Annotated in this window: 27 protein-coding genes and 1 pseudogene; 10 read left to right on the top strand and 18 right to left on the bottom strand. The window is 71.3% G+C overall.

Features of this window, described 5'->3' with window-relative positions; translation table 11 throughout:
• Window positions 1–159: 159 nt before the first annotated feature.
• Complete coding sequence (locus ACIBAG_RS17315) at window positions 160–849, bottom strand: DUF899 domain-containing protein (protein WP_399105820.1); 690 nt, start codon at window positions 847–849, stop codon at window positions 160–162.
• Window positions 850–1,026: 177 nt separating this feature from the next.
• On the bottom strand, window positions 1,027–2,391 hold the full coding sequence (locus ACIBAG_RS17310) for an amidohydrolase (RefSeq protein ID WP_399105818.1): 1,365 nt from the start codon (window positions 2,389–2,391) through the stop codon (window positions 1,027–1,029).
• 162 nt (window positions 2,392–2,553) lie between these two features.
• Here ACIBAG_RS17310 and ACIBAG_RS17305 point away from each other — a divergent pair, with 162 nt between their 5' ends.
• Together ACIBAG_RS17305 and ACIBAG_RS17300 are read left to right on the top strand one after the other, a co-directional pair.
• Complete coding sequence (locus ACIBAG_RS17305) at window positions 2,554–3,507, top strand: endonuclease/exonuclease/phosphatase family protein (RefSeq protein ID WP_399105816.1); 954 nt, start codon at window positions 2,554–2,556, stop codon at window positions 3,505–3,507.
• Window positions 3,508–3,520: 13 nt separating this feature from the next.
• On the top strand, window positions 3,521–4,090 hold the full coding sequence (locus ACIBAG_RS17300; protein ID WP_399105814.1) for a class I SAM-dependent methyltransferase: 570 nt from the start codon (window positions 3,521–3,523) through the stop codon (window positions 4,088–4,090).
• Window positions 4,091–4,156: 66 nt separating this feature from the next.
• Here the strand turns inward: ACIBAG_RS17300 and ACIBAG_RS17295 are convergent, their stop codons facing one another.
• On the bottom strand, window positions 4,157–6,127 hold the full coding sequence (locus tag ACIBAG_RS17295; RefSeq protein WP_399105812.1) for an FUSC family protein: 1,971 nt from the start codon (window positions 6,125–6,127) through the stop codon (window positions 4,157–4,159).
• A gap of 232 nt (window positions 6,128–6,359) precedes the next feature.
• The gene (locus ACIBAG_RS17290; protein ID WP_399105810.1) at window positions 6,360–6,668 is read right to left on the bottom strand and encodes a response regulator transcription factor; all 309 of its coding nucleotides are present in this window, start codon (window positions 6,666–6,668) and stop codon (window positions 6,360–6,362) included.
• Between the two features lie 289 nt (window positions 6,669–6,957).
• Here ACIBAG_RS17290 and ACIBAG_RS17285 point away from each other — a divergent pair, with 289 nt between their 5' ends.
• Window positions 6,958–9,399 carry a SpoIIE family protein phosphatase gene (locus ACIBAG_RS17285; RefSeq protein ID WP_399105807.1) on the top strand — a complete coding sequence of 814 codons (2,442 nt, stop codon included), beginning with the start codon at window positions 6,958–6,960 and terminating at the stop codon, window positions 9,397–9,399.
• Here the strand turns inward: ACIBAG_RS17285 and ACIBAG_RS17280 are convergent.
• Both ACIBAG_RS17280 and ACIBAG_RS17275 read right to left on the bottom strand, forming a co-directional pair.
• A pseudogene (locus tag ACIBAG_RS17280) lies at window positions 9,282–9,590 on the bottom strand (hypothetical protein); the annotation flags it as partial. The gene ACIBAG_RS17285 and the pseudogene ACIBAG_RS17280 sit on opposite strands and share 118 nt — an antisense overlap.
• Before the next feature lie 490 nt (window positions 9,591–10,080).
• Window positions 10,081–10,884, bottom strand: a complete 804-nt coding sequence (locus tag ACIBAG_RS17275; protein WP_399105805.1) for a hypothetical protein — start codon at window positions 10,882–10,884, stop codon at window positions 10,081–10,083.
• Between ACIBAG_RS17275 and ACIBAG_RS17270 the strand changes: the two genes are divergently transcribed.
• The gene (locus tag ACIBAG_RS17270; RefSeq protein ID WP_399105803.1) at window positions 10,883–11,128 is read left to right on the top strand and encodes a hypothetical protein; all 246 of its coding nucleotides are present in this window, start codon (window positions 10,883–10,885) and stop codon (window positions 11,126–11,128) included. The two genes, ACIBAG_RS17275 and ACIBAG_RS17270, sit on opposite strands and share 2 nt — an antisense overlap.
• 193 nt (window positions 11,129–11,321) lie before the next feature.
• On the opposite strand, the gene ACIBAG_RS17265 is transcribed toward ACIBAG_RS17270, so the two are convergent.
• Window positions 11,322–12,287, bottom strand: a complete 966-nt coding sequence (locus tag ACIBAG_RS17265; protein ID WP_399106324.1) for a serine/threonine-protein kinase — start codon at window positions 12,285–12,287, stop codon at window positions 11,322–11,324.
• 186 nt (window positions 12,288–12,473) lie between these two features.
• Window positions 12,474–13,268, bottom strand: a complete 795-nt coding sequence (locus ACIBAG_RS17260) for a nucleotidyltransferase domain-containing protein (protein ID WP_399105801.1) — start codon at window positions 13,266–13,268, stop codon at window positions 12,474–12,476.
• Window positions 13,269–13,404: 136 nt separating this feature from the next.
• On the opposite strand from ACIBAG_RS17260, the gene ACIBAG_RS17255 reads away from it, so the two are divergent.
• The 3 genes from ACIBAG_RS17255 (at window position 13,405) to ACIBAG_RS17245 (ending at window position 14,840) form a co-directional block, all read left to right on the top strand.
• On the top strand, window positions 13,405–13,752 hold the full coding sequence (locus ACIBAG_RS17255; protein WP_399105799.1) for a hypothetical protein: 348 nt from the start codon (window positions 13,405–13,407) through the stop codon (window positions 13,750–13,752).
• 162 nt (window positions 13,753–13,914) lie between these two features.
• A complete protein-coding gene (locus ACIBAG_RS17250) occupies window positions 13,915–14,385 on the top strand; it encodes a RidA family protein (RefSeq protein ID WP_399105797.1) in 471 nt (156 codons plus the stop codon).
• Entirely contained in the window at window positions 14,382–14,840 is a 459-nt protein-coding gene (locus tag ACIBAG_RS17245) for a GNAT family N-acetyltransferase (RefSeq protein ID WP_399105795.1), read from the top strand. The genes ACIBAG_RS17250 and ACIBAG_RS17245 overlap by 4 nt, the downstream gene beginning before the upstream one ends.
• Here the strand turns inward: ACIBAG_RS17245 and ACIBAG_RS17240 are convergent, their stop codons facing one another.
• Window positions 14,841–15,566: an aspartate/glutamate racemase family protein gene (locus ACIBAG_RS17240; protein ID WP_399105793.1), complete on the bottom strand. Its 726-nt coding sequence runs from the start codon at window positions 15,564–15,566 to the stop codon at window positions 14,841–14,843.
• Window positions 15,567–15,571: 5 nt separating this feature from the next.
• Window positions 15,572–17,104: an NCS1 family nucleobase:cation symporter-1 gene (locus ACIBAG_RS17235; RefSeq protein ID WP_399105791.1), complete on the bottom strand. Its 1,533-nt coding sequence runs from the start codon at window positions 17,102–17,104 to the stop codon at window positions 15,572–15,574.
• 169 nt (window positions 17,105–17,273) lie between these two features.
• Between ACIBAG_RS17235 and ACIBAG_RS17230 the strand changes: the two genes are divergently transcribed.
• Window positions 17,274–17,948, top strand: coding sequence for a GntR family transcriptional regulator (locus ACIBAG_RS17230; RefSeq protein WP_399105789.1), 675 nt, complete (start codon window positions 17,274–17,276; stop codon window positions 17,946–17,948).
• A gap of 95 nt (window positions 17,949–18,043) precedes the next feature.
• Here the strand turns inward: ACIBAG_RS17230 and ACIBAG_RS17225 are convergent, their stop codons facing one another.
• Both ACIBAG_RS17225 and ACIBAG_RS17220 read right to left on the bottom strand, forming a co-directional pair.
• The gene (locus ACIBAG_RS17225; protein WP_399105787.1) at window positions 18,044–18,709 is read right to left on the bottom strand and encodes a 1,4-alpha-glucan branching protein; all 666 of its coding nucleotides are present in this window, start codon (window positions 18,707–18,709) and stop codon (window positions 18,044–18,046) included.
• 37 nt (window positions 18,710–18,746) lie between these two features.
• A complete protein-coding gene (locus ACIBAG_RS17220; RefSeq protein WP_399105785.1) occupies window positions 18,747–19,433 on the bottom strand; it encodes a uracil-DNA glycosylase in 687 nt (228 codons plus the stop codon).
• Between the two features lie 110 nt (window positions 19,434–19,543).
• Between ACIBAG_RS17220 and ACIBAG_RS17215 the strand changes: the two genes are divergently transcribed.
• Window positions 19,544–20,110 (top strand): RNA-binding S4 domain-containing protein, encoded by a 567-nt coding sequence (locus ACIBAG_RS17215; RefSeq protein WP_399105783.1) that lies wholly within the window; start codon window positions 19,544–19,546, stop codon window positions 20,108–20,110.
• A 107-nt stretch (window positions 20,111–20,217) separates the two neighbouring features.
• Here ACIBAG_RS17215 and ACIBAG_RS17210 read toward each other — a convergent pair whose 3' ends face one another.
• Complete coding sequence (locus ACIBAG_RS17210) at window positions 20,218–20,664, bottom strand: DoxX family protein (protein WP_399105780.1); 447 nt, start codon at window positions 20,662–20,664, stop codon at window positions 20,218–20,220.
• Between the two features lie 86 nt (window positions 20,665–20,750).
• Complete coding sequence (locus ACIBAG_RS17205) at window positions 20,751–21,662, bottom strand: acyltransferase domain-containing protein (protein WP_399105778.1); 912 nt, start codon at window positions 21,660–21,662, stop codon at window positions 20,751–20,753.
• Window positions 21,663–21,717: 55 nt separating this feature from the next.
• Between ACIBAG_RS17205 and ACIBAG_RS17200 the strand changes: the two genes are divergently transcribed.
• Complete coding sequence (locus tag ACIBAG_RS17200) at window positions 21,718–22,014, top strand: DUF6343 family protein (RefSeq protein ID WP_399106322.1); 297 nt, start codon at window positions 21,718–21,720, stop codon at window positions 22,012–22,014.
• Window positions 22,015–22,057: 43 nt separating this feature from the next.
• Here the strand turns inward: ACIBAG_RS17200 and ACIBAG_RS17195 are convergent, their stop codons facing one another.
• The 4 genes from ACIBAG_RS17195 to rpsA form a co-directional block, all read right to left on the bottom strand.
• Window positions 22,058–22,438, bottom strand: coding sequence for a tetratricopeptide repeat protein (locus tag ACIBAG_RS17195; protein ID WP_399105776.1), 381 nt, complete (start codon window positions 22,436–22,438; stop codon window positions 22,058–22,060).
• A gap of 50 nt (window positions 22,439–22,488) precedes the next feature.
• Window positions 22,489–23,145, bottom strand: coding sequence for a dephospho-CoA kinase (gene coaE / locus ACIBAG_RS17190; protein WP_399105774.1), 657 nt, complete (start codon window positions 23,143–23,145; stop codon window positions 22,489–22,491).
• Between the two features lie 65 nt (window positions 23,146–23,210).
• Window positions 23,211–24,149, bottom strand: a complete 939-nt coding sequence (locus ACIBAG_RS17185; protein ID WP_399105772.1) for a PAC2 family protein — start codon at window positions 24,147–24,149, stop codon at window positions 23,211–23,213.
• A gap of 234 nt (window positions 24,150–24,383) precedes the next feature.
• The gene (gene rpsA / locus ACIBAG_RS17180) at window positions 24,384–25,880 is read right to left on the bottom strand and encodes a 30S ribosomal protein S1 (RefSeq protein WP_399105770.1); all 1,497 of its coding nucleotides are present in this window, start codon (window positions 25,878–25,880) and stop codon (window positions 24,384–24,386) included.
• Window positions 25,881–26,108: the final 228 nt, after the last annotated feature.

Here is a 26,108-nt window from a genome sequence, read left to right as displayed (position 1 = left end):
GCGTCGTACTTGTAGGAGTTAACGCCTGCCGGAGGTGAAACGCCTCGCCAAGTGACGGGACTGAGACGTAGTTGACACTCGTTCACCGCGATGTGTGAACACTTGCTCACTTTCCGAAGCGGACCGTCACACTCCGGTGGTCTGTCACCACGTTCCGCGTCAGTCGTCGTACTCGTCGTGGTAACGGATGCGCTCACTGCCCGCAGGCGCCCCAAGAGCCGACGCGCGCCCCTTGGGCTCCTCCCACTCCTCCTGCCGACCCAGCGCGGTGAGGTCCAGGAAGCCGGTGGTCGAGCCCAGCCCGTCCAGGCCGCGCTCATACGTCGAGTAGGTGTGGAAGACACGGTCCCCGTCCCGCAGGAAACAGCTGACGCCGGGCCGTTCCACCAGCTCGCCCTCGTGCTCCAGGGTCGCCTCGAAGTCGTGGTTGAAGTCGCTGCCGTGGGACGAGTACCAGGGAACCGTCCACCCCATGCGCGCCTTGAACGGCAGGATCTTCGGGTACGGCGCCCTGGAGACGGCGACAAGCGTCGTGCCGCGCGCCTTGAGGTGCGCCAGGTGGCCGATCTGGTCCAGGAACCCTGCGCAGCTGCGGCAGCCGGCGTCCCACTCGGGGGCGAACATGAAGTGGTGGACGACGAGTTGGTGCCGTCCTTCGAAGAGGTCGGCGAGTGTGGCCTTGCCGTCGCCGCCCTCGAAGACGTACTCCTTCTCGACTGCGACCATCGGCAGCCGGCGCCGCTCGGCGTTGAGCGCGTCCCGCGCGCGCGTGGCCGCCTTCTCCTTGACCAGCAGTTCCTCGCGCGCGACGCGCCACTGCTCGCGCGAGACGATCTCCGGAAGCGACATGGGCGCCCCTCCTGTGCGACGGTCCGTTCCGGGTGGTGACCGGCGGGAAGGGCGGAACTCATCGCCGGGCCGGCGGAATTCCAGGAGATTCTCGCGGAGTACGTCACCGGCGGCGTGAGCAGCCCACGCGCGCGTGCTGACGCGTGGTGACTGGTGGTGACGGGGTGGCCGATGAGCCTATGTGTCGTAGTCCTGGATCCGCCGGCCGTGACTCCGGTCCAGTAGCGCCGGCATCCGCTCGCCCAACTCCCTGACCACCTCGGGCACATCGATCGTCAGCAGCTCACGGTCGCGCATCAGGATCCGCCCGTCGACGATCGTCGTGCGGACGTCGGAGGAGCGGGCACTGTGCACGAGGGTGGCGGCGAGGTCGTGGACGGGCTGGGTGTGCGGGCCGGTGAGGTCGACCAGGATGATGTCGGCGCGGCGGCCGGGGGCGATGCTGCCGAGTTCCTCGCCGAGCCCGACGGCGCGGGCGCTCTGCAGGGTGGCGTGGTGCAGGGCCTGACGGGACGTGAGCCAGCGGGGGTCGCCGGTGGTCGACTTCTGGATGAGGGCGGTGAGGGCCATCGACTCCCAGACGTCGAGGGAGTTGTTGGAGGCGGCGCCGTCCGTGGCCAGGCCGACCGGGATGCCGAGGTCGTGCAGGGCCCGTACCGGTGTGGTGGTGGGCCAGGCGAACTTGAGGTAGCCGCGCGGGGCGCTGGCGACGGCGACCCGGCCGGTGGCGTTGCGGAGCACCGGCAGGTCACGGTCGAGAATGCCCGTGCCGTGCGCGATGAGGACGTCGGTGTCGAGGATTCCGGTGCGGTGCAGGACCTCGATGGGGGTGACTCCTCGGCGGGCGAGGCTGGTGTCGGCCTGGTCGCGGTTCTCGGCGGCGTGGATGTGGACGGGGAGGCCGTGCTCGCGGGCGAGTTCGGCGGTGGCGGTGAGGTCGGCGTCGTCGACGGTGTACGGGGCGTGCGGGGCGAGGGTGGTGGTGATACGGCCGTCGGCGGCGCCGCGCTGCCGCAGCGCGAACTCCAGTGATTTCTCGCGGCCTCGGGGCCCCTGGGAGGAGAAGTACGCCTCCCCGAGGTGTGCCCGCATCCCGCATTCCGCCACGACGGCGGCGACGGCGTCCATCGCGAAGTAGTGGTCGGCGAAGCAGGTGACGCCGCCGCGGATCATCTCGGCGCAGGCGAGCCGGGCGCCCAGCTCCACATCCTTCTCGGTGAGGTTGGACTCGACGGGCCAGACGACGTCGTTGAACCACTCCTCGGTGGGCAGGTCCTCGGCGACGCCGCGCAGGGCGACCATCGGGGCGTGGGTGTGGCAGTTGACCAGGCCGGGGAGGGCGACCTGACCGGCCGCGTCGAGCCGCTCGGCCGCGGCTCGGTCCCGTACGGCGTCGGCGCTCGTGACGGTCTCGACGACTCCGCCCCGCACGACGATCGCGGCGTTCTCCTCGAACCCGATCCGCTCCTGATCGTCGTGCACGAGGACGGTGCATCCGGTGATGATGAGGTCGGCGGGAGCTTCTGCGGGAGAAGGCGTCATCACGCCAACGTACGACGCGGTCGTCGGGTCGCGTGAGCCGAACCGCGCATCCGGTCGCGGGGCTGTCGCACGGGCCGGACACCCGGGCACGCTGGCCTCCTCACGGCCGCTCGACGGCCACTCCACGGCCGGAAGGCCCACGGCTTCTGGAAGGGGCCCGGCATGCTCCTCGGCACCTGGAACCTGGAGAACCTGTACCGGCCCGGCGGCGAGTTCGGCCCCAGGGACAAGGCCGCGTACGAGACGAAGCTCGCCGCGCTGGCCGCGGTCGTGACCGAGCTCGACCCGGCGCTGCTCGGCGTGCAGGAGGTGGGCGAGCCGGAGGCTCTGCGGGACCTGGTCGGCATGCTGGGCGGCGACTGGCACGTCGCGCTCTCCGAGCACGCGGACGGCCGGGGCATCCGGGTCGGCTTCCTCAGCCGCACGGAGCTGCGCGTACTGCACGACACGCAGGCCTTCCCGGCGAAGCTGGTCCCGGTGCAGGCGGACGACGAGGGCGGCCGGGCGTCGGCGGCGGGACGCGGGTTCCTGGCGGTGGAGACGGAGACGGAGACCGGGCCACTGCGGGTCGCGGTGGCCCATCTGAAGTCGAAGCTGCTGACGTATCCGAACGGTCGCTTCTTCCCCCGCGACGAGGGCGAACGAGCCCGCTACGGCGCGTACGCCCTCTACCGGCGCGCGGCGGAGGCGACGGCGCTGCGCGCACTGGCCGATGTGCTGCTGGCCGGTGACGGACGTGAGCGTGCCGTGGCGGTCGTCGGCGACCTGAACGACGAGGTGCAGGCCGCGACCACCCAGATCCTGCTGGGTCCGCCGGGCTCGGAGATCGGCACGCCCGGCTTCGAGGCCGACGACAAGGGCGACGCGGGCCGCCTGTGGAACGTGGCGCCGCTGATCCCGGCCGATCAGCGGTTCTCGCGGGTGAACTCCGGGCGGCGTGAGCTGATCGACCACGTCCTGTGCGGCCACCGCCTGGTCCACCGGGTGACGGCGGCGGGGACGGGGCTGCCGGGGGCCGGTGCACCGAAGCTGCCGTCGGTGGGGGCGGATCCGCAGGAGCGGCGGGGCGCCGCGGGGTCGGACCACGCGCCGGTGTGGGTACGGGTCGAGGGCTGAAGGACGAACCGCCGTGGGTTCGGTGCCGGAGCGCCTGACGTGGGCGGTGCGGAACCTGGACCCCGCGCCCGGCGACCGGGTGCTGGAGATCGGCTGCGGCCGGGGAGTCGCGGTCGCCCTGCTCTGCGAACGGCTGACCTCGGGCACGGTGACGGCGATCGACCGCTCGGAGACGGCGGTGGCGGCGGCTCGGCGCCGTAACGCGGAGAGTGTGGCGGCGGGCCGGGCCGTAATTCGGGTGGCCGGCCTGGCGCAGGCCGATTTCCCGGAGGCGTCGTTCGACCGGATCCTCGCGGTCGATGTGAACCTCTTCTGGGTCCGGTCCCCCGACAAGGAGCTGACAGCGCTGCGGCGGTGGCTCGCGCCGGGCGGCACCTTGTGCCTGTGCTGGGAACCGCCTGCGGGGCGACGGGCGGAGGAGGTCGCCGGGAAGGTGGAGCCGGCCGTGGCGGCGCACGGGTTCACGACGGAGGTGCGGGTGGGGGTGAGCGGGACGGGGACCGCGTTGGTGTGCGTGGTGGGGAGGGTGACCGGAGAGAGCGACCGGGACGCCGGGATGCCGGTGGGAGGCCGACCGGGATGACGTGGTGGCCGACGCCTGAGGTGTGATCGGTGTCTGAGGCGCGGCGTCCGAGGCGCAGGCCGTGGCTCACACGGCGACGGGCAGCTTCGGCTCGTGCAGGCCCATTCGCTGTCGCCCCGCGGCCAGTTCGTCGAGGAGTTCAGCGAGGCGCCGGGTGTGGTGGGGCGTGAGCCGACCGGTGTCGTCGAGGTGGACGGCGCATGCGGTGGTGGTGTCGACGAGCCGCTCGAGGGCGTCGGCGAGTTCGTGCGCGCCCTCCGCGTGCCGGGCCAGCGCGGGCAGTTCGGCGGAGGCGAGGGCGACGGCGGTACGGGCCTCGGCGAGCGCACGGTAGGCCTCGCGGCGGAGGGTCCAGCGACGGGCGCGGTCGGCGGAGGCGGCCGGGTGGCTCTTGGCGCCGTAGTCAGGGTGGTCGCCGTGTCCGGCGCGGGATTCGGCATCCCTCTCGACACGGGTGTCGGAGCCGACCCCGGCATCGCATTCCCCCATCACATGCGCGAGGTAGGCGTGCGCGGCCCGGCTCGCCGCGCCCAGCCGAGCCCGTACGCCGCCGCCCCGCTGCCCCGGCATCGGCAGGTGACCCGCGACGAGCACGATCGCGCAGGCAAGCAGTGTCTCCCCGATCCGGCTCACGGAGGCCTGCGGCTCGCCGCCGACCATCACCAGTGCCAGCACGAGGACGGTCACGACGGTGGTCTGGGCGGCGAAGTGGCGGGTGGCCACGGGAATGAGGGCGCCGCTGAGGGCCACCAGCGCGATGAGCCCTTCCGGCCGGGGCAGCACCGCCGCGAACCCGGCGAACAGCAGGGCTCCCAGCACGGTGCCCGCGGCCCGGCACAGCACCCGGGACACGAGGGGCCCGAGGTCGGGCTTGACGAGGAAGACCGCGGTGGCGGGAAGCCAGTACCAGTGCTCGTGCTCCCCGTACCACCGGGCGTGGTGCAGGGCCTGGGCGATACCGGCGCTGGCACCGAAGCAGAGGGCGACACGCAGCCCGTACTCCCGTCCGCCGGGCCCGAACACCGACCGGAGGAGGTCCCTTGCCGTACGGCGCCGGGTGTGCAGATCGCGGTTGCCCTTGCCCCGGTCGAAGGCCTCGGCGGCCTGCAGCAGTGCGTCGTCGAGGGCGCGCAGTGCGGGTGCGGAACGGGAGGGGGCGGGGAGAGGCCCGGTGTGCGTGTTGTCGCGTACGGCGGCGGCGAGGCGCCGTAGGCCCTCGGAGGCGCGGGCGGATACGGCCTCCCCGGTCCAGGCGAGCGCGGTGGCGGCCTCGGCGAGCGGCAACGCCGCGGCGTACTGCGCGTGCAGCCTCCGCTCGGCGGACGAGGAGGCGTACCGCCGCAGCCGGGGCCCGGTGAGGGCGTCCTGCGCGTGGTCGAGGGCGGCGGTGAGGGCGGCGCGGCGGGCGGCGGCACGGTCGGTCCCCGCGGCGTCGAGCAGCTCGGCGACGGCGTCGTAGACCCCTGCCACGGCATCCCGTTCCCCGTCGAACCGGAAGTCTCCGGCGAGGGAGCCGGGCGTGGGGAGCGCGAGCCGCAACGCGAGCAGCCAGGCGGCACCGGCGAGGTAGGCGAGCGCCCGCTGCCACCCGCTCTCGGGCAACGGCATCCCGGCCCCGATGGCGGCCGCGACGAGAAGCTGCGTACCGGCGGCGGACGCCACCGTTCCGACGGCACTGATGCCGCCGGCGACGAGGCCGAGGCCGGTCAGGAGAAGAGTGAGCGGAACCGCCCCGACGTGGTCCCCGGCGTATGTCCCGACGAACATGCCGGCCGCCCCTGCCAGCGCGGGCATCCCGAGCCGCTTGACGGAGGCACGGCGGCTGCCGGGGCGGTCGTTGATGCCGGCGAGCATGGCGGCGATGGCCGCGACGACGCCCAGGGAGACGCGGCCGGCGAGGACGGCGGCGAGGAGGAGCGGCCCGGCGGCCAGCGCCCCTCGGGTGACGGCGCTCCAGGGGACCGGGCCGCGTTGGGCGCGCAGTGCGTGGGCCAGCCAGGGCGGAAGGGTGTACGTCGGTGCCGCGGGGCGGGACACAGGGCTCCTGTCAGGACGAGGGCGGGGCGGGCGCCTTCGGGCGACGGTGGCCGGGCGGTGGGGGGGCCGTATCGGCTACGGCCCGTGGTGTCCACGGTAGGGCGGGGTCCTGGAGGGGATGGGACGGCCGTATTTCGAGGATGTGACGATGCTTGGCAGAGCCACGTTCTTTATGAACGCAATCGCTCCGGGGCCTCCGCCGCCGTCGCTCGGAGATGTCGGATCGCGCGGTTCACAGGCCCAGGGCGATGGCGAGACGGGTGAGCTCCGCGGTGGTGTTGACCTGGAACTTGGCTCGGATGCGGCGGAGGTAGGCGTCGACGGTGTGCTGGGAGAGCCCCATGTGGCGAGCGGTCTGGAGGTAGGTCTGGCCCGAGGCGATGTGGCTCAGGGTCTCCTGTTCGCGGGGGGTGAGCGTGGCGGTCTCGGTGGTGGCGGTCTCGGTGGTGGCGGTCTCGGTCATGGCGATCCCGGTCATGGCGATCCCGTTCGCGGCGGTCCCGGTCGTGGCGGTCTCGGCGGGGGTGGCGATGAGGTTCATGGGGGTGTTCTCCGGCGGTCGGCTCGGTCGTCTCCGCTCGCACCCTTGAAAGCTGAAGAGAATGCCCGATTACTTGCTGTTTGTCCCTTGTAAAGACGATGTCGGGAGAACGTCATCGCCACGTCCGCCCGTTGTCACAGGCGTGTCACAGGCCGAGCCGCGCCCCTGTGTCGTCCGCCGTCGGGCCTGGTCCGGGCAGGGGTGGGGGTTTCCGGTTGGTGGTTGGCGCGCCGCGGGATCACGCTGGTTAGGGGATGCCGCAGGTACGTGAACGGCCAGAGGAGCGGTGATGGCGCGACCTTCCTCCCCTTCCGGCGAGTGGGCACGGGCGGATGCCGCGCCTCAGACGGCGTGCACTGCCACGGTGGACGAGCGGGGCATCGTGACGGGGTGGAGCGAGGGCGCCGGCCGGCTTCTCGGCTATGAACCCGCGGAGGTGGTGGGGCATCCGGCGGCGCGGCTGCTGGACGGTGACGTCGGGGAGCGGGCGCGGCGGGTCGCGGCGGGCGGCCGGGGGTGGAGCGGCACGGCGGTGCTGCGGCACCGGGACGGCAGGCGCCTGCTGCAACGGCTGCTGGCACACCGGCTGGTTTCCGGGAGCGCGGCGGCCGAGTGGCTGGTGGTGGCGAGAACGGCCGACGGGCCGTCATCAATGCCGGGGGAGGTACTGCAGGGGGACGGGGTGTTCGGGGAATGGGTGTTGCGCCAGTTGCCCTCCATCGTCGGGGTCTTCGATCTCGATATGCGACTGGTGGGGGCGAATGCCGCTCTGGAAGGCGCGCTGTCGCTGAGCGAGGAGGAGATGCGCGGGTGGCGGCTGACGGAGCTCGCGCCGCATCCGTCGAGTGATCGCGCCCAGGCGGCGATGCGGCTGGTGCTGGAGGGGGGCGAAGTACAGCATGTCGCGGATCTGATCGGTCCGGGAGGCGTGGGCGCCGAGGGCGGCTGGCCGGCTTCGCTGGCTCCGCTGAAGGACGCGGACGGCCGGGTCCGCGGGGTGTGTCTGGTGGCGCACCCCGCGGCAAGGGCGCTTCCGGCCCGGCAGCGGATGCTGCTGCAGGGCCAGGCCCGGATCGGCACCACCGAGGACGCCGAGCGCACGGCGCAGGAACTGACCGAGGTCGTCGTGCCCGCCGTGGCGGACTTCGCCGTCGTCGAGATGCTCGACCACTTCTGGCACGGCGGCGGGGCGGCCACCGTGCCGCCGGGCGGCTCGGCGGGGCGCGTGCGCTTGAGCCGTGTCGCGGTGCGGTCCGTCCTCGGCGACGCCGGCGCTGCTGTCACGGCGGGCGAGTCGGTGCGCTACCCGGCCGTCTCACCGGTGGCCCGGTGCCTGACCGAGGGGCGGGCGGCGGTGTACGGGGTGGGCGAGCCGGCCATCGCCCGGTGGGCGGACGAGGATCCGCAGGCCGCCTGGATCGGCCGGACGGGGGTGCATTCGGTGATGGTGGTGCCGTTGCGCGCCCGCAGCGGCATGCTCGGTGCGCTGCTGCTGGGCCGGCACCGGCGCCGGGAGCCCTTCGACGCGGACGACCTGTGGCTGGGCGAGCAGTTGGCGGGTACGGCGGCCGAGGGCATCGACCGGGCCCGGCACCGCGGCCGGGAGCACACCACGACCGTGACCCTGCAGCGCAGTCTGCTGCCGCAGACGCTCTCCGATCAGCAGGCCCTGGACGTCGCCACCCGTTACCTGCCGGCCGGTGGCCGGGCGGGGGTGGGCGGCGACTGGTTCGATGTGATCCCGCTGTCGGGCTCCCGAGTGGCGCTGGTGGTGGGTGACGTGGTCGGTCACGGCATACGCGCGTCCGCGACCATGGGCAGGGTGCGTACGGCGGTGCGCACCCTGGCCGATGTCGATCTGCCGCCCGACGAACTGCTGACCCACCTCGACGACCTCGTGGTGCACCTGTCCGCCGAGGAGGCCGGGCCGCAGGAGGCCGCGCAGGGCGCCGCGGGCATCGGCACCACCTGCCTGTACGCGGTCTACGACCCCATCTCCCGACACCTGACGCTGGCCCGGGCCGGCCACCCCCCGCCCGCCGCGGTCGCCCCCGACGGAACCGTACGTTTCCTCGACGTACCACCCGGCCCGCCCCTGGGCCTGGGCGGCCTGCCGTTCGAGACCGTCGAGGTCGAACTGGCCGAGGGCAGCCTGATCGCCCTGTACACCGACGGTCTGCTCGAAGCGCGCGACCATGACATCGACGAGGCCCTGGACAAGATGTTCGCCACCCTCGCCCGCCCCGCCTCGACGCCGGACGCCGTCTGCGACCGGCTCCTCGCCGCCATGCTGACCCATCCGCCGGACGACGACGTCGCCCTGCTCGTCGCCCGCACCCGCTGTCTCGGCGCCGACCGGGTCGCCACCTGGGAGCTGACCTTCGATCCCACGGTCGTCGCCCGGGCGCGCCGACTCGCCGCCGACCAGCTGGCCGCCTGGCACCTGGAGGAGGCCGGGTTCGTCACCGAACTCGTCGTGAGCGAACTGGTCACCAACGCCCTGCGTTATGGCCGCGAGCCCGTCCGGCTGCGGTTGATCCATGAGGGCCGCACCCTCATCTGCGAGGTCTTCGACTCCAGCAGCACCGCCCCCCACCTGCGCCGGGCGCGGATCTACGACGAGGGAGGACGGGGCCTGCTGCTCGTCGCCCAGCTCGCCCAGCGCTGGGGCACCCGACACGAGGCCACGGGCAAGACCGTCTGGGCCGAGCAGTTCCTCACGCCGGGCTGATTCGGGCAATTCCCTACTTGGGCTGAGAGGCGCTCCAGGCGTGGGCGCCGGGGCCTTGGCTCGACGTGTGCCCCCTGTGCATACGAAGAGGCCGGCTGCGCGGCGCTCCATGTGTGCCCTGGCGTCGACGGCAGCGGTATGCCGCGGGCGCAGCGCACCCGCGGCATACCGCTGCCGTCGGCGAGGAGGGCGGTGCCCGCTCGCGGGGCGGCCGGAGGGCTGGCGACATCGCTGCGGCACCTCGTTTACGCCGGTCAGCGGGCCGGAGGGCCCCGCGTGCTGCCCGAGCCGACGAACCGCCCCACCTGCCCGGTCGGGGCGGGTTGGGGGTGCGGGCCTCGCTGGGGGCGATCGTGCGCGGGTGTGCCGTCTGGGCAAAGCACCGCTGCCAGAGCTGGGTGGACATGAGCGCCGATTCCTTTCGGGGGATTCGAATTCGGGGGATACGAAGTCGGGGGATACGAAGTCGGGGGATTCGAAGTCGGGGTTCGGGGGGCGAATTCGCGGGGCCGATCCAAGGGCCGGATTCCGGGCCACTCGGTGCAGTGGAAAGAGGAGACGGGGTGAAGGCCGCTACGGCTTTCACCCCGTCTCAGTGGGCGTCTTGGCCCGCCGTTCGGTTTCCATCGACAAGAGCGGGTGACGGCCTCCCCGTCGCCTCCCGCTCTCGCCATCCACCCCTTAGAGGGCCTCGTCAGCCGGGACCTCCTCAGCCGGCACTTCCTCGGCCGGGGCCTCCTCGGCCGGCACTTCCTCGGCCGGCACTTCCTCGGCCGGGACCTCCTCAGCCGGCACTTCCTCGGCCGGTGCCTCCTGAGCCGGCTCCTCAGCGGGCTCCTCGGCCGGCTCCTCAGCGGGCTCCTCGGCCGGCTCCTCGGCCGGCTCCTCAGCGGGCTCCTCCGCCGGCTCCTCGGCAGGCTCCTCCGCCGGCTCCTCAGCGGGCTCCTCCGCCGGCTCCTCCGCCGGCTCCTCCGCCGGCTCCTCCGCCGGCTCCTCCGCCGGCTCCTCGGCAGGCTCCTCCGCCGGCTCCTCAGCGGGCTCCTCCGCCGGCTCCTCAGCGGGCTCCTCCGCCGGCTCCTCGGCAGGCTCCTCCGCCGGCGGCTCCGGCTTCTCCTCGACCTCCTCGTGGTGCTCCTCGACCCAGTGCTCGTCCTTCCAGTGGTCCTTGTCCTCCCAGAAGTCATGGTCCTTCCACTTGTTCTTCCAGAAGTCGTCGTTCCGGTGCTTCTCGAAGAAGTAGTAGTCCTTGCAGCTCTCCCAGAAGTACGTCTTGTGGTGCTTTATCACCACGTAATAGATTTCGTACTTCTCTTCCCAGTAGAACTTCTTGCCGAAGGCCCAGCAGGAGTACTTCTCGTCGTGCTTCTTGCCCTTGTTCTTCTTGTGCCACTCACCCCAGCACTGGTCCTTGTCCTTGTCCTTGTCCTTGCCCTTTCCCTTGCCCTTTCCCTTTCCCTTTCCCTTGCCCTTGTGGTCGGACTCCATGACCACCGTCGACGTCTCGGGCATCGGGGCCGCCACCGCGGTGGTGGCCGGCAGGATGATGCCTCCGGCGACGACCGCCGCCGATGCCGCCGCGGCGGCCAGGGTCAGTCGACGCTTGGAACGGCTGTCCTCACGAGTGCGGGTCGTAGTGTTCACGATTCCTCCTGAAGTGGAAGGCACTGATCCGTGCCCCGATGCCTCGCTTCATCCGGTTTGTCCCGGTGAGGCCTTGCACTTCCAGTAGGCGGGAATCGTCCGGTCAGGTCACGTTCCGAGGGTTCGGGACTTGACAGACCCGAAGCCGTCGCGTAGCCCCACGGGGGCAATGGGCCGCCATGCGGGCAGAGCGATGACGGCACACGCCAACCAGCCGCCGTAGGCGCCGAGTTGACGGTCCCGACAGCCACCGACGCCACACGTCCGCACTCAGCGACCGATCAGTGACCGAGCCGGCGGACAAAGACCGGCCGGGCCCACGAGGGCGGGTCAAGAGGCAGCCCGACCGTCCGGTCCACCTGGGTCGGCGGATGTGCGGTCGGCCGGGCATCCTGCACCGCGGCGCGCAACGCCGCCGCGAACTCCAGACAGGAGTCGAATCGATCTTCCGGAACCTTGGCCAGGGCCCGCTCCACAACCGCGTCCAACGCCGGCGGGGTACCGGGCCGCCGCTCACTCAGGGCGGGCGGCTGGTCGTACTGGTGGGCCCACAGCAGCTCCATGCTGTCCTCCCGCTGGAAGGGCGGCCCGCCGGCGAGGGTTTCGTAGACGAGACAGGCGAGGCTGTAGAGATCGCACCTGCCATCCACGGGACGGCCCGCGATCTGCTCCGGCGCCACATAATCGAGCGTGCCGACGAACTCACCCACGGACGTGAACCCCGTCAGCGACAGCGACTTCTTCGTCAGCCCGAAGTCCGTGAGATAGACATGCTCGGGGTGGTCGCTGTCCGTACCCCTGGCCAGCAGCACGTTGCCGGGCTTGACGTCCCGGTGCACCAGATCATGCTCATGAGCCGCGTCCAGGGCGGACGCGACCTGTGCGGCGATGCGCAGCGCGGTGTCGACCTGCAGGGCGCCGTCCCGGTCGAGCAGGGCACGTAGGTCCGGTCCGGGGACGTACCGCATGGCGATGTACAGGACACCGTCCGTCTCGCCGGCCTCGAAGATCGGCACGACGTGCGGATGGTCGAGCGCCGCAGCGACACGCTGCTCGTGCGCGAAACGGCGGCGGAAAGTGTCGTTGCGGACCATGTCCGGGGTCAGCAGCTTCAGCGCGACCGTACGCTCCAGCCGCAGATCGCGCGCCCGGTACACCACGGCCATGCCCCCGCGGCCCAGCTCGCACTCCACCTGGTAGCCCGCGATCTGCGCCCCGATCAGTCCCGCACTCATCGCATGCCCCATCCGCACATCACCGGCCACCACGCCACCGGCGCCCCACAGGCGCATCGCCAACCGGCACATCTCCTGTTCACCCACAATTGTCCTGCGACCCTGCTCGACCGGCCACATCCACACCCGCCGCGCCGGCGCTCCGGCCGCACCCAGGCCCGGCACCCACACCCGGGGCCCAGGCCCGGCGCCCGCGCGTCACGCGCGCCCCGGCGCCGCCCTCTCCATCACCTGCTCGAAGAGAACCTCCGCTTCGGCGACCGCCCCGCTCATCCGCTCACGACGGTCACGACGGTCGCCGAGGGACCCGATGACACCGTCAACACCCCGCAGCCCCGCCCGCTCCAGCAATCGCTTCTCATTCGTCACCCACTCCCCCCGCGCCGCCAACACCGCATGTCCGGTCTGCAGGGCCGCCGTGGCGAGGGCGCCGGCGAGTTCGGTGAGGCGGCCCGCGGGGACGTGGTTGGCCTTGGCGTAGGTGAGGGTGGCTCGGGCGGTGCCGTACCAGCGCTCGGCGGCCGTGCGGCGCAGTTTCTCCGGATACGCCGCCGGACGCGGGAGTTCGCCCCGCAACACCCGGTTGATCGCCAGCTCCGCGACGACCAAGTAGCTGGGAATCCCCGCGAGATGGAAGAGCAACGGCTCCACCCGGAACCGTCCCTCCTGCGCCTGCGCCAACTCCCCCTCGACCACGTCGAGATCGCGGTAATGAACGTCGACGCGTCGCCCGTCGACCGTCAGCCACGCACCTCCGTTGAAGACACCGCCGCCCCAGCCGCCGACCTCGGAGACCTCGCCTTCCCAGCCGACCGCGCGGAGTTGGTCCGGGTCGAAGGCGCCCCGGTAGTAGACCGCCAGATCCCAGTCGCTGTCGAGCCTGTGCGTGCCCTGGGCCCGGGAGCCGCCGAGGGCGACGGCGCGCACGGTGGGGAGGGAGGCCAGGCGGTCGGCGACGGTGTTGAGGAAGTCACGATCGTCGAGGGTCGGCATGTGTGCAGCGTACGTAGCCCTGCGCCGCCCTTCCACGCGATTGCGCCCGGCGGCCTCACCCCGTCGGGGCCGTTGTCAGTGGCAGGCGTTATCAATGAAGTCGTCACTCAGTGTCACGACAACGGGGGAAGCAGTGATGCCGACACACGAGCCGCAGCAGCCCACCAGCCGCACACACCTCTCCTCAGCCGGACTGCGGTCCCGAGGGTGGACACCCGCGATGATCCGCCAACTCCTCGGCGATCCCGACCTGCTGCGTTCCCATCCCCACTTCCGCTCCGCCCCGCAGACCCGCCTCTACAGCGTCGAGCGCGTCGAGGCCGCCGAGCGAAGCGAGGAGTTCCGGGCCGCCTCGGCCGTTGCCGCCCGACGGTCGGCCGCCGCCCGGGCCGCGGCACTGCGCAGGCGGCGCGAGATGCCGGCACGGATCGCGGCGCTGCGTGAACAGGAGTGGGGACCATCGCCGGGTGAGACTTCCGACTGAGGGCCGAAATTCGGATGCGAGCGGCGGTGCGGGCGCGCATGATCGGCGGGTTGACCGTCGACCTCGCCGCCGTATCGACGAACCGGCGTACCGCGTGCGCGGAGTGCCCACCGCGTACCCGGCCCAACCATCGGCGTGCCGCCGCACCCCCCAGGAGCCCGCATGATCCGCCGCGTCACCTCCCCCGCCCTCTTCCCACCGCCCACCTACTCCCACGCCACCGTCGTCGAGGCCGGCACCGAGCTCGCCTTCCTCGCCGGGTCCGTGCCACTCGACGCCGACGGGAACCTCGTGGGAGAGGGCGACCCCGTACGGCAGGCCGAGCAGGTGATCGCCAACCTGGAGAGGCAACTGCGGGCGATCGGCAGTGACTTGGCCCATGTCCTCTCGACCGACGTGTACGTGGTGAGTGACCAGACGGCGGTGCTGTCCGCCGTGTGGGAGGTCGTGGAGGCGTCCGGGCTGAGCACCGGTCCGCACTCCTCGACGCTTGTCGGGGTTGCCTGTCTCGGTTACTCGGGGCAGCTGGTGGAGATCACGGCGACTGCCGTGGTTCCGGAGAAGCCGGCGGACAACGCTGCTTCCCCGGCCCCGGCCCCAGCCCCAGCCCCGGCCGAGGGCTCCCCGTCATGACCGCCGTGGCCCTGCGCCGCGCCTCCGCCACCGATGCCGGTGCCGCCGCCGACGTCTGGCTGCGGTCGTTCGCCGCCGCGCTGCCGACGGTCGTCCGGCCGCACTCGGACGACGCGGTGCGGACGTATTTCCGGGAGGTGCTGGTGCTGCTGCGGGAGACCTGGGTGGCCGAGGCCGCCGATCGTGTCGTCGGCGTCATGGTGCTCGACGGGGAGTCGCTCTCCCAGCTCTACCTCGACCCCGACTGGCGCGGCCGCGGCATCGGCGACCGCTTCGTCGACCTCGCCAAGCGGCGCCGCCCGGGCGGGCTGAGCCTGTGGACCTTCCAGGTCAACAAGCCGGCCCACCGCTTCTACGAGCGACACGGCTTCGTCGCCGTCGAGCACACCGACGGCAGCGGCAACGAGGAACGGGAGCCGGATGTGCGCTATGTGTGGCGCCCCGGTCAGCCCTGATCACTTATGTTCGGGGCCCCGCCCCCACTCCCGCCGCTTCGGCAACGGCTTCGCGTACCCCCCGGCCCGGCTCGTCGTCAGCCCCAACGCCACCAGCGACTCGGCGAGTTTGACGGCCGCCGCCACCCCGTCGACGACCGGCACTCCCAGCTTCTCCCCCACCGCCCGCTGCAGCCCGGTCATCCCGGCGCACCCCAGCACCAGAACCTCGGCACCCGCGTCCCGCGCCCGCTCGGCGGCCGCCAGGAACGCGGATTCCGTGCGCTCGCCGGACTCCAGCTCCAGCACCCCGAGCCCGGTACCGATCACCGCGACACAGTTGCGGCCCACCCCGGCGGTCTCCAGGCTGTCCTCGATCTGCCCGCACGACCGCTCCAGGGTGGTCACGACGCCGTACCGCCGCCCCAGCAGGCAGGCCAGATGCGCCGCCGCCTCCGTGATGTCGACGACCGGTACGTCCACCAGCTCCCGGACGCCCTCCCGCCCGTGCTCCCCGAAACCGGCCATGACGACGGCGTCGTACGCGGGACCCTCGTATGTCCGCAGCGCGTCGATCACCGCCGTCGCCGAGAGGTAGCTGTCGAGCCAGCCCTCGGCCGACTCGGGTCCCCACGCCGGGGTGAGCCCGAGCACGGTGGTGCCCGGGCCTGCTGCGGCCCGGGCACCTCGCACGATCTCCTCGGTCATCTCCTGCGTGGTGTTGCAGTTGGTGACGACGATCCGCACGTCCTTCAGACCTCCCGCGCCACGGACTCGGGGCCGGGCTCGATGCCGGAGCCGGCGACGGACCCGATCGCGGACTCGCCGACGGACTCGCCCGCGGACTCCGCGCGCTCACCGCGGCACAGCACCATGTACAGACCCGCCGCCATCGCCGTCCCGATGAACCACGAGTACGGCGCCACGTCGCTGAACGTCTTCACCAGAGCCAGCACCGCCGCGACCCCCGCCGCCGGCAGGAACGCCCACAGCGCCTTGGGGTTGACGCCCTTGCGGTAGTAGTAGCGCGAGCCCGGTTCGGCGGAGAACAGCTCGTTCACATCCACCCGGCCACGCTTGACGAGGTAGTAGTCGACCATGATCACGCCGAACAGCGGACCGAGGAAGGCGCCCAGGCCGCCCAGGAAGTAGTTGACGACCGTCGGGTTCGAGAAGAGGTTCCACGGCGTCACCAACAGCGCCGCCACCGTGCTGATCATGCCCCCGACCTTGAAAGTGATCTTCTGCGGCCAGACGTTGGCCAGGTCGTACGCCGGTGAGACGAAGTTGGCGACGATGTTGACGCCCATGGTGGCGATCGCGAAGGTCAGGGCCGCCAGGACCAGGACCCAGGTGTTGCCGACCTTGGCCACCAGCTCCGCCGGGTCCGTGATGGCCTCGCCGAACACCTCCAGCGAGCCGGCCGTGACGATCACCGAGACGACCACGAAGGCCGTGGAGTTGATGGGCAGGCCCCAGAAGTTGCCGCGCTTGACGGTCCGGTAGTCGGGCGCGAAGCGCGAGAAGTCGCAGAAGTTGAGCATCAGCGTGCCGTACGTGGCGAGGATGAGCCCGATCGCGCCGAACCACTGCCGCCACTGCTCGCCGACGGACACCGGGTGCGGGGTGGTGGTGAGCGAGATCGTCCAGTCGGCCTTGGCGAGGATCCACACCGCCAGCGCGATCATCACCAGCCAGATCGCCGGGCCGCAGAAGTCCTGGAACTTCCGCACCGACTCCATGCCCTGGCTGATGATCATCGCCTGGATCAGCCAGAGCGCGATGAAGGAGACCCAGCCGAGCGCGTCCAGCCCCAGGAAGGAGCTGTGCGTCCAGGACTCGAGGCCCGGCCACGCGGCCAGCAGCATCACGTTCACGGCGACGGACGCCAGATAGGTCTGGATGCCGTACCACATGATGGCGATGACGGCCCTGATCAGCGCCGGGATATTGGCACCCCAGACGCCGAAGCTGATGCGGCTGACCACGGGGAACGGGACGCCGTGGCGCTGGCCGATGCTGCCCATCCAGTTCATGCCGATGTAGATGAGCACGAAGCCGACGAGCAGGGAGGTGAAGACCTGCCACACATTCATGCCCAGGACCAGCAGACCGGCCGCGAACGTGTAGTTGCCGAGGTTGTGGACGTCGGACATCCACATGGCGAAGAGGTCGAAGACCTTCCAGTTGCGCTTGCCCGCGGGCGCGAGGTCTTCGTTGGTGAGCCGGGGATCGGGGACGAACGCTGCTGTGCCGGTGGCTTCGGCACGGTCGGCGAGGGACACGGGGCCTCCAGGAGCCAGGGGACGGAGGACTGCTTGTGGAGGAGCCGCCTACGATCGGCGACGTTTGGTATACCAAACTGCGGACATAGTCCTCCCGTCAACCATTCCGACCGATGTCGCTCTTGTTAACGCTCCGTAAAACACACCCGGAGTCGGCGAAGATGAGCCCATGAGCTCCACGACGAAGATCGAACCTCTGGGCGCCGTCCGCGAGCGCGTCCTGGCCGGGCTGCGGCAGGACATCATCGCGGGCCGCCTCCGCCCCGGCGACCGGCTGGTCGAGCGGGAGCTGGCCGAACGCTTCGGGGTTTCCCGGGTGCCGGTCCGCGAGGCGATCCGCGCGCTGGTCGCCGAGGGGTTCGTCCACTTCGAGACGCCGCGCCGCACGGTCGTACGGCGGCTGACCCCGACCGATGTCAAGGAGCTCTTCGAGTTGCGGGAGGCGCTGGAGGTGTACGCGGCGGGACTGGCCGCCTCACGTGCGACACCGGAGGACCTGGCCGAGGTCGAGCAACTCCTCGACCAGGCGGCCACCGCCACCGAGGCGGGGGACGCGGAGGCGATCACGGACGTCAACAGCCGGCTGCACGACCGGATCCTGGCCATGGCGGGCAACAGCCTGCTGATCGAGGCCCTGGAGCCGGTCGCCGGCCGGCTGCGCTGGATGACCCGGCGCAACGAGGAGTGGGCCCAACTCCTCGTCGAGCACCGCGAGTTGTACGAGGCGATCGCCTCCGGCGACCCGTCGCGCGCCCGCGCCCACGCCCTCGCACACGTGCAGACCAACTACCGCTCGACCGTACGGCAGTTGTTCGGGGAGCCCGAGGCCGAGAAAGCCCCCTAGCCGCGCGGAACTTCCGTAGTAGCGCGGAACCCCAGTAGCAGGAAGACGCCCCTCGGCAGGCTCACGACCCCGTGCCGTACGACCGACCCCGACGGTCAGGGCCGGACGTCGGTGTGCAGGGCGGCGAACACCCCCCGTACCCGGGTGCCGTCCGGCATGTCCCAGGCGCCTGCGACGTGGCCCGTCGTCCCCGGCGGCAGGGCGAGCGGTCCGTCCGGGGCGGGGCGCAGGACGCGGTGCAGGCGGAGGGTCACGCCATGCGGTGGTGCGGACAGCTCGGTACCCTCCCGGTCGTCGGTGGCGGTGGCGAAGTCCCGGGGGATGGCGCCGTCACCGGTGCAGGACCGGCTGACCTCCTGGTCGGGTGTGTCGCTGAGGCTCTGCGCCTGGGCCTGGGCCCGCCCCTCGATCAGGGCCGTCAGCTGGGCGACCAGCACCGGGTCATGGCAACCGTCGTAGGCCCAGCGCCGCCCCAGCACGCCGTGCTCCATGGTGCCGACGAGGGCATGCTCCGCACCGTCGAGGGGTGCGCCGCGATAGGTGAGCGGCACCAGGTAGGCGGTGGCAGCGGCTCCGGAGGCATCGGTGACCACCATGAACTCCATCCCCACCTCGCCCTCCGGATCGTCCAGCCGGAACCCGCCGGCCTTCGTCAACTCCGGCTCGCCCGGGCCGCCCTCGTACCAGGGGCGGGTGGGCAGCCAGGACGTGAGCAGCTCCAGCTTGGTGGGCTTGAGAGTGGTGTGGTGAATGACAGCCATCCAGGCACCGTAACGTCCGTACGACCGCCCCGCCCGCTCATTTCAGCCCGGCCGCCTCCGCCGCCGCACCCAGCACCTCCGTCAGCATCACGGGCGTGAGCTTGCCGGTGAAGGTGTTGCGCTGGCTGACGTGAAAGCACCCGAACAGATCCAGCCCGTCCAGCCCGACCCGCTCCCCGTGTCCGAACGCGGGCCGCGGCCGAGGCACCTGCCACCCCGCCTCAGCCAACGCCGGCAGCGTCGCCTGCCAGCCGAAGGCGCCGAGTGCCACGACCGCCCGCAGCGTCGGCCGCAGCAGCCTCAGCTCCTGCACGAGCCAGGGCCGGCAGGTCTCCCGCTCACCCGGTGTGGGTTTGTTGGCGGGCGGGGCGCAGTGCACGGGGGCCGTGACGCGGACGCCGTACAGCTCCAGGCCGTCCCCGACGGCGACCGACGTGGGCTGCGAGGCGAGGCCCACGTCGTACAGCGCCTGGTACAGCACGTCCCCGGAGCGGTCCCCGGTGAACATCCGGCCGGTGCGGTTGCCGCCGTGCGCGGCCGGCGCGAGCCCGACGATCAGCAGCCGGGCGTCCGGCGGACCGAATCCCGGCACCGGTCGGGCCCAGTACGTCTGGTCGGCGAAGGCGGCACGCCTGGTGCGGGCCACCTCCTCTCGCCAGTCGACGAGCCGCGGACAGGCCCGGCAGCCCGCGATCCTGCGGTCGAGATCGGATAGGGCGTCCACAGCTCCACCGTACGGCCGCCGCGGCCCGTACCGGCATCGAGGCCACCGTAGGGGGACCGAGGCAACCGCACGGGGATTCAAGGTCACCGCACGGGGACTAAGGTCGAGGCATGGCTTCCGAGGATGACGAGGCGAGGACCGGCGGCACCGCCGAGGAACGGCGGCCGGAGACGGTGCAGGCCGAGGAACAGCGGTCGGAGACGGTGCGGGCCGAGCAGGCCGTCGACCCGAAGATCGCCGCCGCCGTGGCCGCCGCCGAGGCCGCCGGTCCGCAGCACGGCGAGAGCGTGCGGATCGACAGCTGGATCTGGGCCGTACGCCTGGTCAAGACCCGCTCGCTGGGCGCGACCGCCTGCAAGGGCGGGCATGTGCGCGTGAACGGCCAGAACGTGAAGCCCTCGCACACCCTGCGCATCGGCGACGAGGTGCGTCTGCGCCAGGAGAACCGGGAGCGGATCGTCATCGTCAAGCGGCTCATCCGCAAGCGGGTCGGCGCACCGGTCGCGGTTCAGTGCTACGTCGACAACTCGCCCCCTCCCCCGCCGCGCGAGGCCGTCGCCCCGGCCGGCATCCGCGACCGCGGCACGGGCCGGCCGACCAAGCGGGACCGGCGCGAGCTGGAACGGCTGCGCGGCCTCATGGGCGGCGGCGCCGCGGGACGGCCGCACGGACGGTGACGTACGTCAGTGGCGCCCGGACATACCCCGGTGGCGTCCGGCACATACGTCGGTGGCGTCCGGCAGGCCGTTGAAGGCCCGGGCCGGACGCCACCCATGTCGTCGGCTCACGCGCGTCGTCGTACCAGTCGCAGCAGATCCGCGTTGGAGCTCCGCCGTGCCCAGGCGATCAGGGCGAGCGGCACTATCAGGATGAGCGGTGTCGCCGCGTTCTCACCTTCGAAGGCGGTGATCGTGACGACGAAGGCACCCACCATCAGCGCGCTCAGCGCCATGGCGGCCACCGACTGCAGCACCGGGATCAACAGCGCGACGGCACCGGCCAGTTCGAGCGCGCCGATGGTGTACATCCCCGCGCTGCCCCAGCCGAGCTCGTCGAAGCCCTCGGCGGCCGTCGGGTGCCCGATCAGCTTGGGCAGCGCGCTCGCGATCGCGTAGAAGAGGGCGAGCAGGATCTGCAGGCCGCGCAGGGCGATACGGGCCCGGCGGCCGCGCGGGGTCGCGGACTCGGCGATGACGGTGCCGGAGGTGACGGGAGCGGTGGTCTCGGACATGGGGTCTCCTGTGTTCAGCGGTCCGTGGTGCTGTCACAGAGGCAGACCGGGGCTCGCTCCGGAACTCATCGCCGTGCGAAGGACTTTCAGCCACTCCGTTCGAACGGCATCCACCCGTGCCCGACATACCAGTGACCGCCCGCCCGCAGATGGTACCCCACGGCCCGCTCCACCACCGTGCGGCGCGGCAGGCTCTCGATCGGCAACTCCGGGTCGCCGAACACGAATTGGACCGGCTCGGTGTCGGCGGGCTCGCGGTCCTCGCGGCCGACGCGGAAACGCTCCTGGAACCGGACGATGTTGGAGTCCCCGGGCAGGTATTTCCTGAGCTGCGGGTCCAGCAGCCAGGAGTGGCAGGTCGCCAACAGGTACCGCTCCTCGGGAAAGTGCAGCGGGAAGAACTCCCGGGCCAGCGCCAGGGACCGGTCCACGGCGGCAGGCGTCAGCGGCCCACGGAAGTCCGGTATGTGCAGGCTGAGGCAGGGCGAGTCCGGCCCCACGTCGAGCCCGGCCGCGGCGAGCCCGTTCCCTGTCCGCTGCCCGAGCCGCGCCCGCTCGAACTGCAGTCGGCCCAGCTGGTACAGCTCGCCGCGGAAGTGATGGATCAGCCACCGAGGAGACTGCACTCCGGCCACCCCGTACCGCCGGCGGTGCACGGCCATGTTCCGGCCGAGATCGGCGAGGGTGCGCCGGGAGACGTCGGCCGGGATGCCGCGCTCGCGGTGGTACGCGCGCGTGGCGGGCAGCGCCGCGACGAAGACGTACACCGGGAAGCACCGCCGCATGGGGCCCGACGCCCAGTCGAGGTCCGGCAGGTCGACGGGCGCGCCGGCCTCCCCCATGCCCCGGACGAGCTCGTCGACGGACCGCTCCAGGAACTGCCGCAGCTCCGGGTCGTCCGTCACCCGTCGGGCCATCCGCACGAGGTCGTTGATGTCCTCGTGGGGTACTTGGAGATCGAGCAGCACCTCGGCCAGTTCATCGGTGTCCGGCAGCACTGGGCCCCCTGCGAGGAGTACGAGGAGTACGTTTCAGAGAGGAGTGGTGATGGCGATGCGTACGGGCAGTGAACCTGCGACAGCGCGCAGTGCCCTGCGGGCCCGCTTCTGGCTGTGCGTGTGGGGGGTGGCCTGGGCGGCCTTCGGCACCGTAGCGTTCGCGCTCGCGGGCCGCCCCGGCTGGGCGGTGGCCTGCGGTGTGCTGTGGCTGGTGATCACGATCGACATGGCCATGGTCGTCAGGCACATCCGCCAGGGCCCGCACTACCAGCCGGGCCGCGACATCCCGCCGTACCGCCCGCCCGAGGGCCGCCCGTACCGGCCACCTCCGCCGCGCGACCGCTACCCCTGAGCGCACCGGAGAGCCGTCAGTCCCGGTCGGCCGCCGTCGCCGCTCACCCGTCGAACCGTGCCGCCTTGAGGTAGCGCGGGTTCGGATCGAGCGCGGCGGCCAGCCGGAAGTGCCGCTTGGCCTGGTCGTGTCTGCCCTGGCGCTCGTAGGTGCGGGCGAGCGCGAAGTGCGCGAAGGCGTTGTCCGGCTCACGCTCCAGGACGATCGTGAACTCCAGTTCGGCGGGCCGCAGTTGGGCGGCGGCGAAGAAGGCACGCGCACGCAGCAGCCGGGCGGCGGTGTTCTCCGGGTGCGCGGCGATGACCCCGTCGAGCAGCTTCACCGCGCCCCGCGGATCCCGCGCGGCGAGCAGTTGCTCGGCGGCGCGGAAGTCGATGACATGCGTCTCCGGAGTACGTCCGGTCGAACCGCTGGTCTCGGGCACGGCAAAGTCCTTCCCTCACTGGAGGAGTTCAACGCGCGACCGGCTCACCGCTATTCCTGGGGTGACCGGGACCGGGGGCTCTCCTGTGCCCCGTGAGATCCGCGTATCTCCCCATGGGCCCGGCGCACGAGCTCGTCCCAGACGTCCTTCACCCGCCGTTGAAGCACATCCAGCGGTACGTCGTTGTCGATCACGATGTCCGCGATCTCCAGCCGCTTCTCGCGCGTCGCCTGCGCGGCCATGCGCGCGCGTGCGTCCTCCTCGGTCATGCCGCGCAGCCGGACCAGCCGGTCGAGCTGGGTCTCGGGACTGGCGTCGACGACGACCACGACGTCGTACAGCGGAGCGAGGCCGTTCTCGGTGAGGAGCGGGACGTCGTGCACGACGACGGCGTCGTCGGCGGCGCCCTCTTCGAGCTCGCGGGAGCGGGCGCCGACGAGGGGGTGCACGATCGAGTTCAGTACGGCGAGCCGCTCCGGGTCGGCGAAGACGATCGAGCCCAGTTTGGGCCGGTCCAGGCTGCCGTCCCCGGCGAGCACGTCCGCCCCGAAGGCCTCGACGACGGCGGCGAGACCGGCGGTGCCGGGAGCGACGACCTCGCGTGCGATACGGTCCGCGTCGATCAGCACGGCCCCGCACTCGACGAGCAGCCGCGAAACCTCGCTCTTACCGGCACCGATGCCGCCGGTCAGGCCCACCTTCAGCATGACCGAAAGCTTAGGCCCTGCCACTGACAGCGCATCCGGCAGGACCAGCCCCGGGGCCCGGCGTCTCAGCCGTCGCCCTCCCGCTCCGCCAGGAATCGCTCGAACTCACGACCGATCTCGTCCGCCGACGGGATGTCCACCGGCTCGGCGAGCATGTTGCCGCGGGTCTCCGCGCCGGCCACGGCGTCGTACTGGTGCTCCAGGCCCTCGACGAGGTTCGTGAGCTCCTCGTCGCCCTCGCGGATCTGGCGGTCGATCTCGTTCTGCGTGCGGTGGGCCTCGGTACGCAGGGAGTGCGCGATGCCGGGCAGGACGAGACCGGTGGCCGCGGTGACGGCCTCCAGGACGGTCAGCGCCGCGTCCGGGTACGGGGAGCGGGCGATGTAGTGGGGTACGTGCGCGGCGACACCGAGCACGTCGTGCCCGGCCTCCATCAGCCGGTACTCGATCAGCGACTCGGCGCTGCCGGGCACCTGCGCCTCGTCGAAGGGGCTGCGGTGGCCCGGGACGAGGTCGGTGCGGTTGCCGTGCGGGGTGAGGCCGACCGGGCGGGTGTGCGGGACGCCCATGGGAATGCCGTGGAAGTTCACCGACAGGCGCACCCCGAGCCGCTCCACGATCTCCTTCACGGCCCCGGCGAAGCGCTCCCACTCGACGTCCGGCTCGGGCCCGGACAGCAGCAGGAAGGGCGCGCCGGTGGCGTCCTGCACGAGCCGCACCTCGATGGCGGGGTCCTCGTAGTCGCTCCAGCGGTCGCGCTTGAACGTCAGCAGCGGGCGGCGGGCGCGGTAGTCCACCAGCCGGTCATGGTCGAAACGGGCGACGACCTGGTGGGGCAGCGAGTCGAGAAGCCGGTCGACGATCTGGTCGCCGGTCTCACCCGCGTCGATGTATCCGTCGAAGTGGTAGAGCATGACCAGACCGGCCGACTCCTGGGCCAGCGCCATGTCGACCACGGCGAGCCCCTTCGGCTCCCATGCGTACAAACCCTGCGGATCAAGCACTGTGACCGCTCCTCCTCGTGTCCGTACGTCACAACGCCCTTACGGGCAGGGGCATTCCCGAAGGAGGGGTTCATGATCGCGCCGGGATGGACAACGTCCTCTTGTAGGCGCGCGGGGAACTGCGCGACAAGCCCCCAGCGGCCCGCAGCCGAAAGACAACGCACCAACGCCTGAGGGACCGCACCTCGAAAGGTACGGCCCCTCAGTCAGCTGCTAAGCCTCAGCGGCCGACGTTCAGCTCTGGCCACCGGCCAGCTTCTCGCGCAGCGCGGCCAGCGCCTCGTCCGAGGCCAGCGCGCCGGAGTTGTCCGGGCCCTCGGAGGAGTACGAACCGCCACCAGCGGCCGGAGCCGCACCCGCGGCGTCGCCGCCCTCGGCGGCAGCGGCGGCGTCGGCCTCGCGGCTCTTGATGACCTGCTGCTGGTGCTGCTCGAAGCGCTGCTGCGCCTCGGCGTACTGGCGCTCCCACTCCTCGCGCTGCTTCTCGTAGCCCTCGAGCCAGTCGTTGGTCTCGGGGTCGAAGCCCTCGGGGTAGATGTAGTTGCCCTGGTCGTCGTACGAGGCAGCCATGCCGTACAGGGTCGGGTCGAACTCGACCGAGGCCGGGTCGGCACCGAAGGACTCGTTGGCCTGCTTCAGCGAGAGGCTGATGCGGCGGCGCTCGAGGTCGATGTCGATGACCTTGACGAAGATCTCGTCGTTGACCTGGACGACCTGCTCCGGGATCTCCACGTGGCGCTCGGCCAGCTCGGAGATGTGGACCAGACCCTCGATGCCCTCGTCCACGCGGACGAACGCACCGAACGGAACCAGCTTGGTGACCTTACCCGGGACGACCTGACCGATCTGGTGGGTCCGGGCGAACTGCTGCCACGGGTCTTCCTGCGTCGCCTTCAGCGACAGGGAGACACGCTCGCGGTCCATGTCGACGTCGAGGACCTCGACGGTGACTTCCTGGCCGACCTCGACGACCTCGGACGGGTGGTCGATGTGCTTCCAGGACAGCTCGGAGACGTGGACCAGACCGTCGACGCCACCGAGGTCCACGAAGGCACCGAAGTTGACGATCGAGGAGACGACGCCGGAACGGACCTGACCCTTCTGCAGGGTGGTGAGGAACGTCTGGCGGACCTCGGACTGGGTCTGCTCCAGCCAGGCACGGCGGGACAGGACCACGTTGTTGCGGTTCTTGTCCAGCTCGATGATCTTGGCCTCGAGCTCCTTGCCCACGTAGGGCTGGAGGTCGCGAACGCGGCGCATCTCGACCAGGGAGGCCGGGAGGAAGCCACGGAGGCCGATGTCGAGGATGAGACCACCCTTGACGACCTCGATGACGGTACCGGTGACGATGCCGTCCTCTTCCTTGATCTTCTCGATGGTGCCCCAGGCACGCTCGTACTGGGCGCGCTTCTTCGAGAGGATCAGGCGGCCTTCCTTGTCCTCCTTCTGGAGGACCAGGGCCTCGATCTCGTCGCCGACGGCGACGACCTCGTTGGGGTCGACGTCGTGCTTGATCGAGAGCTCGCGGCTCGGGATGACACCTTCGGTCTTGTAACCGATGTCGAGCAGGACCTCGTCCCGGTCGACCTTCACGATGACGCCGTCGACGATGTCGCCGTCGTTGAAGTACTTGATCGTCTCGTCGATCGCTGCGAGGAAGGCTTCCTCGTTACCGATGTCGTTGACCGCTACCTGCGGGGTGGTGGCGGTGGTCTCGGTGCTGCTCGTCATGTGGGAAAGGGCTCCGGTACGGACATTGAAGTCGTAGGTACTGCTTACGCCGGGAGCCCGTTTCGCTCTGCAGAAGCCGGACAGCCAAGGAAGCGCCACTCCGAAAACCTGGTGGCGCCTCGACAACCGAGGGGACATACAACAGATGCGAGCGCAGCCTGCTACGTCTGAGGTGCGCAGGCCCGCAGCGCAACTTGTAGCATACGGGGGCAGCCGGACATGGTCAAT

The organism is Streptomyces sp. NPDC051243 (assembly GCF_044455405.1).
Classification (GTDB): domain Bacteria; phylum Actinomycetota; class Actinomycetes; order Streptomycetales; family Streptomycetaceae; genus Streptomyces.
This window is presented reverse-complemented; position numbering and strand designations above follow the sequence as displayed.

Excerpts from the sequence above, each read along its gene's own strand:
- ACIBAG_RS17315 (WP_399105820.1), bottom strand. The coding sequence starts at position 849 with ATGTCGCTTCCGGAGATCGTCTCGCGCGAGCAGTGGCGCGTCGCGCGC.
- ACIBAG_RS17310 (WP_399105818.1), bottom strand. The coding sequence starts at position 2,391 with ATGACGCCTTCTCCCGCAGAAGCTCCCGCCGACCTCATCATCACCGGA.
- ACIBAG_RS17305 (WP_399105816.1), top strand. The coding sequence starts at position 2,554 with ATGCTCCTCGGCACCTGGAACCTGGAGAACCTGTACCGGCCCGGCGGC.
- ACIBAG_RS17290 (WP_399105810.1), bottom strand. The coding sequence starts at position 6,668 with ATGAACCTCATCGCCACCCCCGCCGAGACCGCCACGACCGGGACCGCC.
- ACIBAG_RS17285 (WP_399105807.1), top strand. The coding sequence starts at position 6,958 with ATGGCGCGACCTTCCTCCCCTTCCGGCGAGTGGGCACGGGCGGATGCC.
- ACIBAG_RS17270 (WP_399105803.1), top strand. The coding sequence starts at position 10,883 with ATGACCACCGTCGACGTCTCGGGCATCGGGGCCGCCACCGCGGTGGTG.
- ACIBAG_RS17275 (WP_399105805.1), bottom strand. The coding sequence starts at position 10,884 with ATGGAGTCCGACCACAAGGGCAAGGGAAAGGGAAAGGGAAAGGGCAAG.
- ACIBAG_RS17265 (WP_399106324.1), bottom strand. The coding sequence starts at position 12,287 with ATGGGGCATGCGATGAGTGCGGGACTGATCGGGGCGCAGATCGCGGGC.
- ACIBAG_RS17260 (WP_399105801.1), bottom strand. The coding sequence starts at position 13,268 with ATGCCGACCCTCGACGATCGTGACTTCCTCAACACCGTCGCCGACCGC.
- ACIBAG_RS17255 (WP_399105799.1), top strand. The coding sequence starts at position 13,405 with ATGCCGACACACGAGCCGCAGCAGCCCACCAGCCGCACACACCTCTCC.
- ACIBAG_RS17250 (WP_399105797.1), top strand. The coding sequence starts at position 13,915 with ATGATCCGCCGCGTCACCTCCCCCGCCCTCTTCCCACCGCCCACCTAC.
- ACIBAG_RS17245 (WP_399105795.1), top strand. The coding sequence starts at position 14,382 with ATGACCGCCGTGGCCCTGCGCCGCGCCTCCGCCACCGATGCCGGTGCC.
- ACIBAG_RS17230 (WP_399105789.1), top strand. The coding sequence starts at position 17,274 with ATGAGCTCCACGACGAAGATCGAACCTCTGGGCGCCGTCCGCGAGCGC.
- ACIBAG_RS17225 (WP_399105787.1), bottom strand. The coding sequence starts at position 18,709 with ATGGCTGTCATTCACCACACCACTCTCAAGCCCACCAAGCTGGAGCTG.
- ACIBAG_RS17215 (WP_399105783.1), top strand. The coding sequence starts at position 19,544 with ATGGCTTCCGAGGATGACGAGGCGAGGACCGGCGGCACCGCCGAGGAA.
- ACIBAG_RS17210 (WP_399105780.1), bottom strand. The coding sequence starts at position 20,664 with ATGTCCGAGACCACCGCTCCCGTCACCTCCGGCACCGTCATCGCCGAG.
- ACIBAG_RS17200 (WP_399106322.1), top strand. The coding sequence starts at position 21,718 with ATGCGTACGGGCAGTGAACCTGCGACAGCGCGCAGTGCCCTGCGGGCC.
- coaE (WP_399105774.1), bottom strand. The coding sequence starts at position 23,145 with ATGCTGAAGGTGGGCCTGACCGGCGGCATCGGTGCCGGTAAGAGCGAG.
- rpsA (WP_399105770.1), bottom strand. The coding sequence starts at position 25,880 with ATGACGAGCAGCACCGAGACCACCGCCACCACCCCGCAGGTAGCGGTC.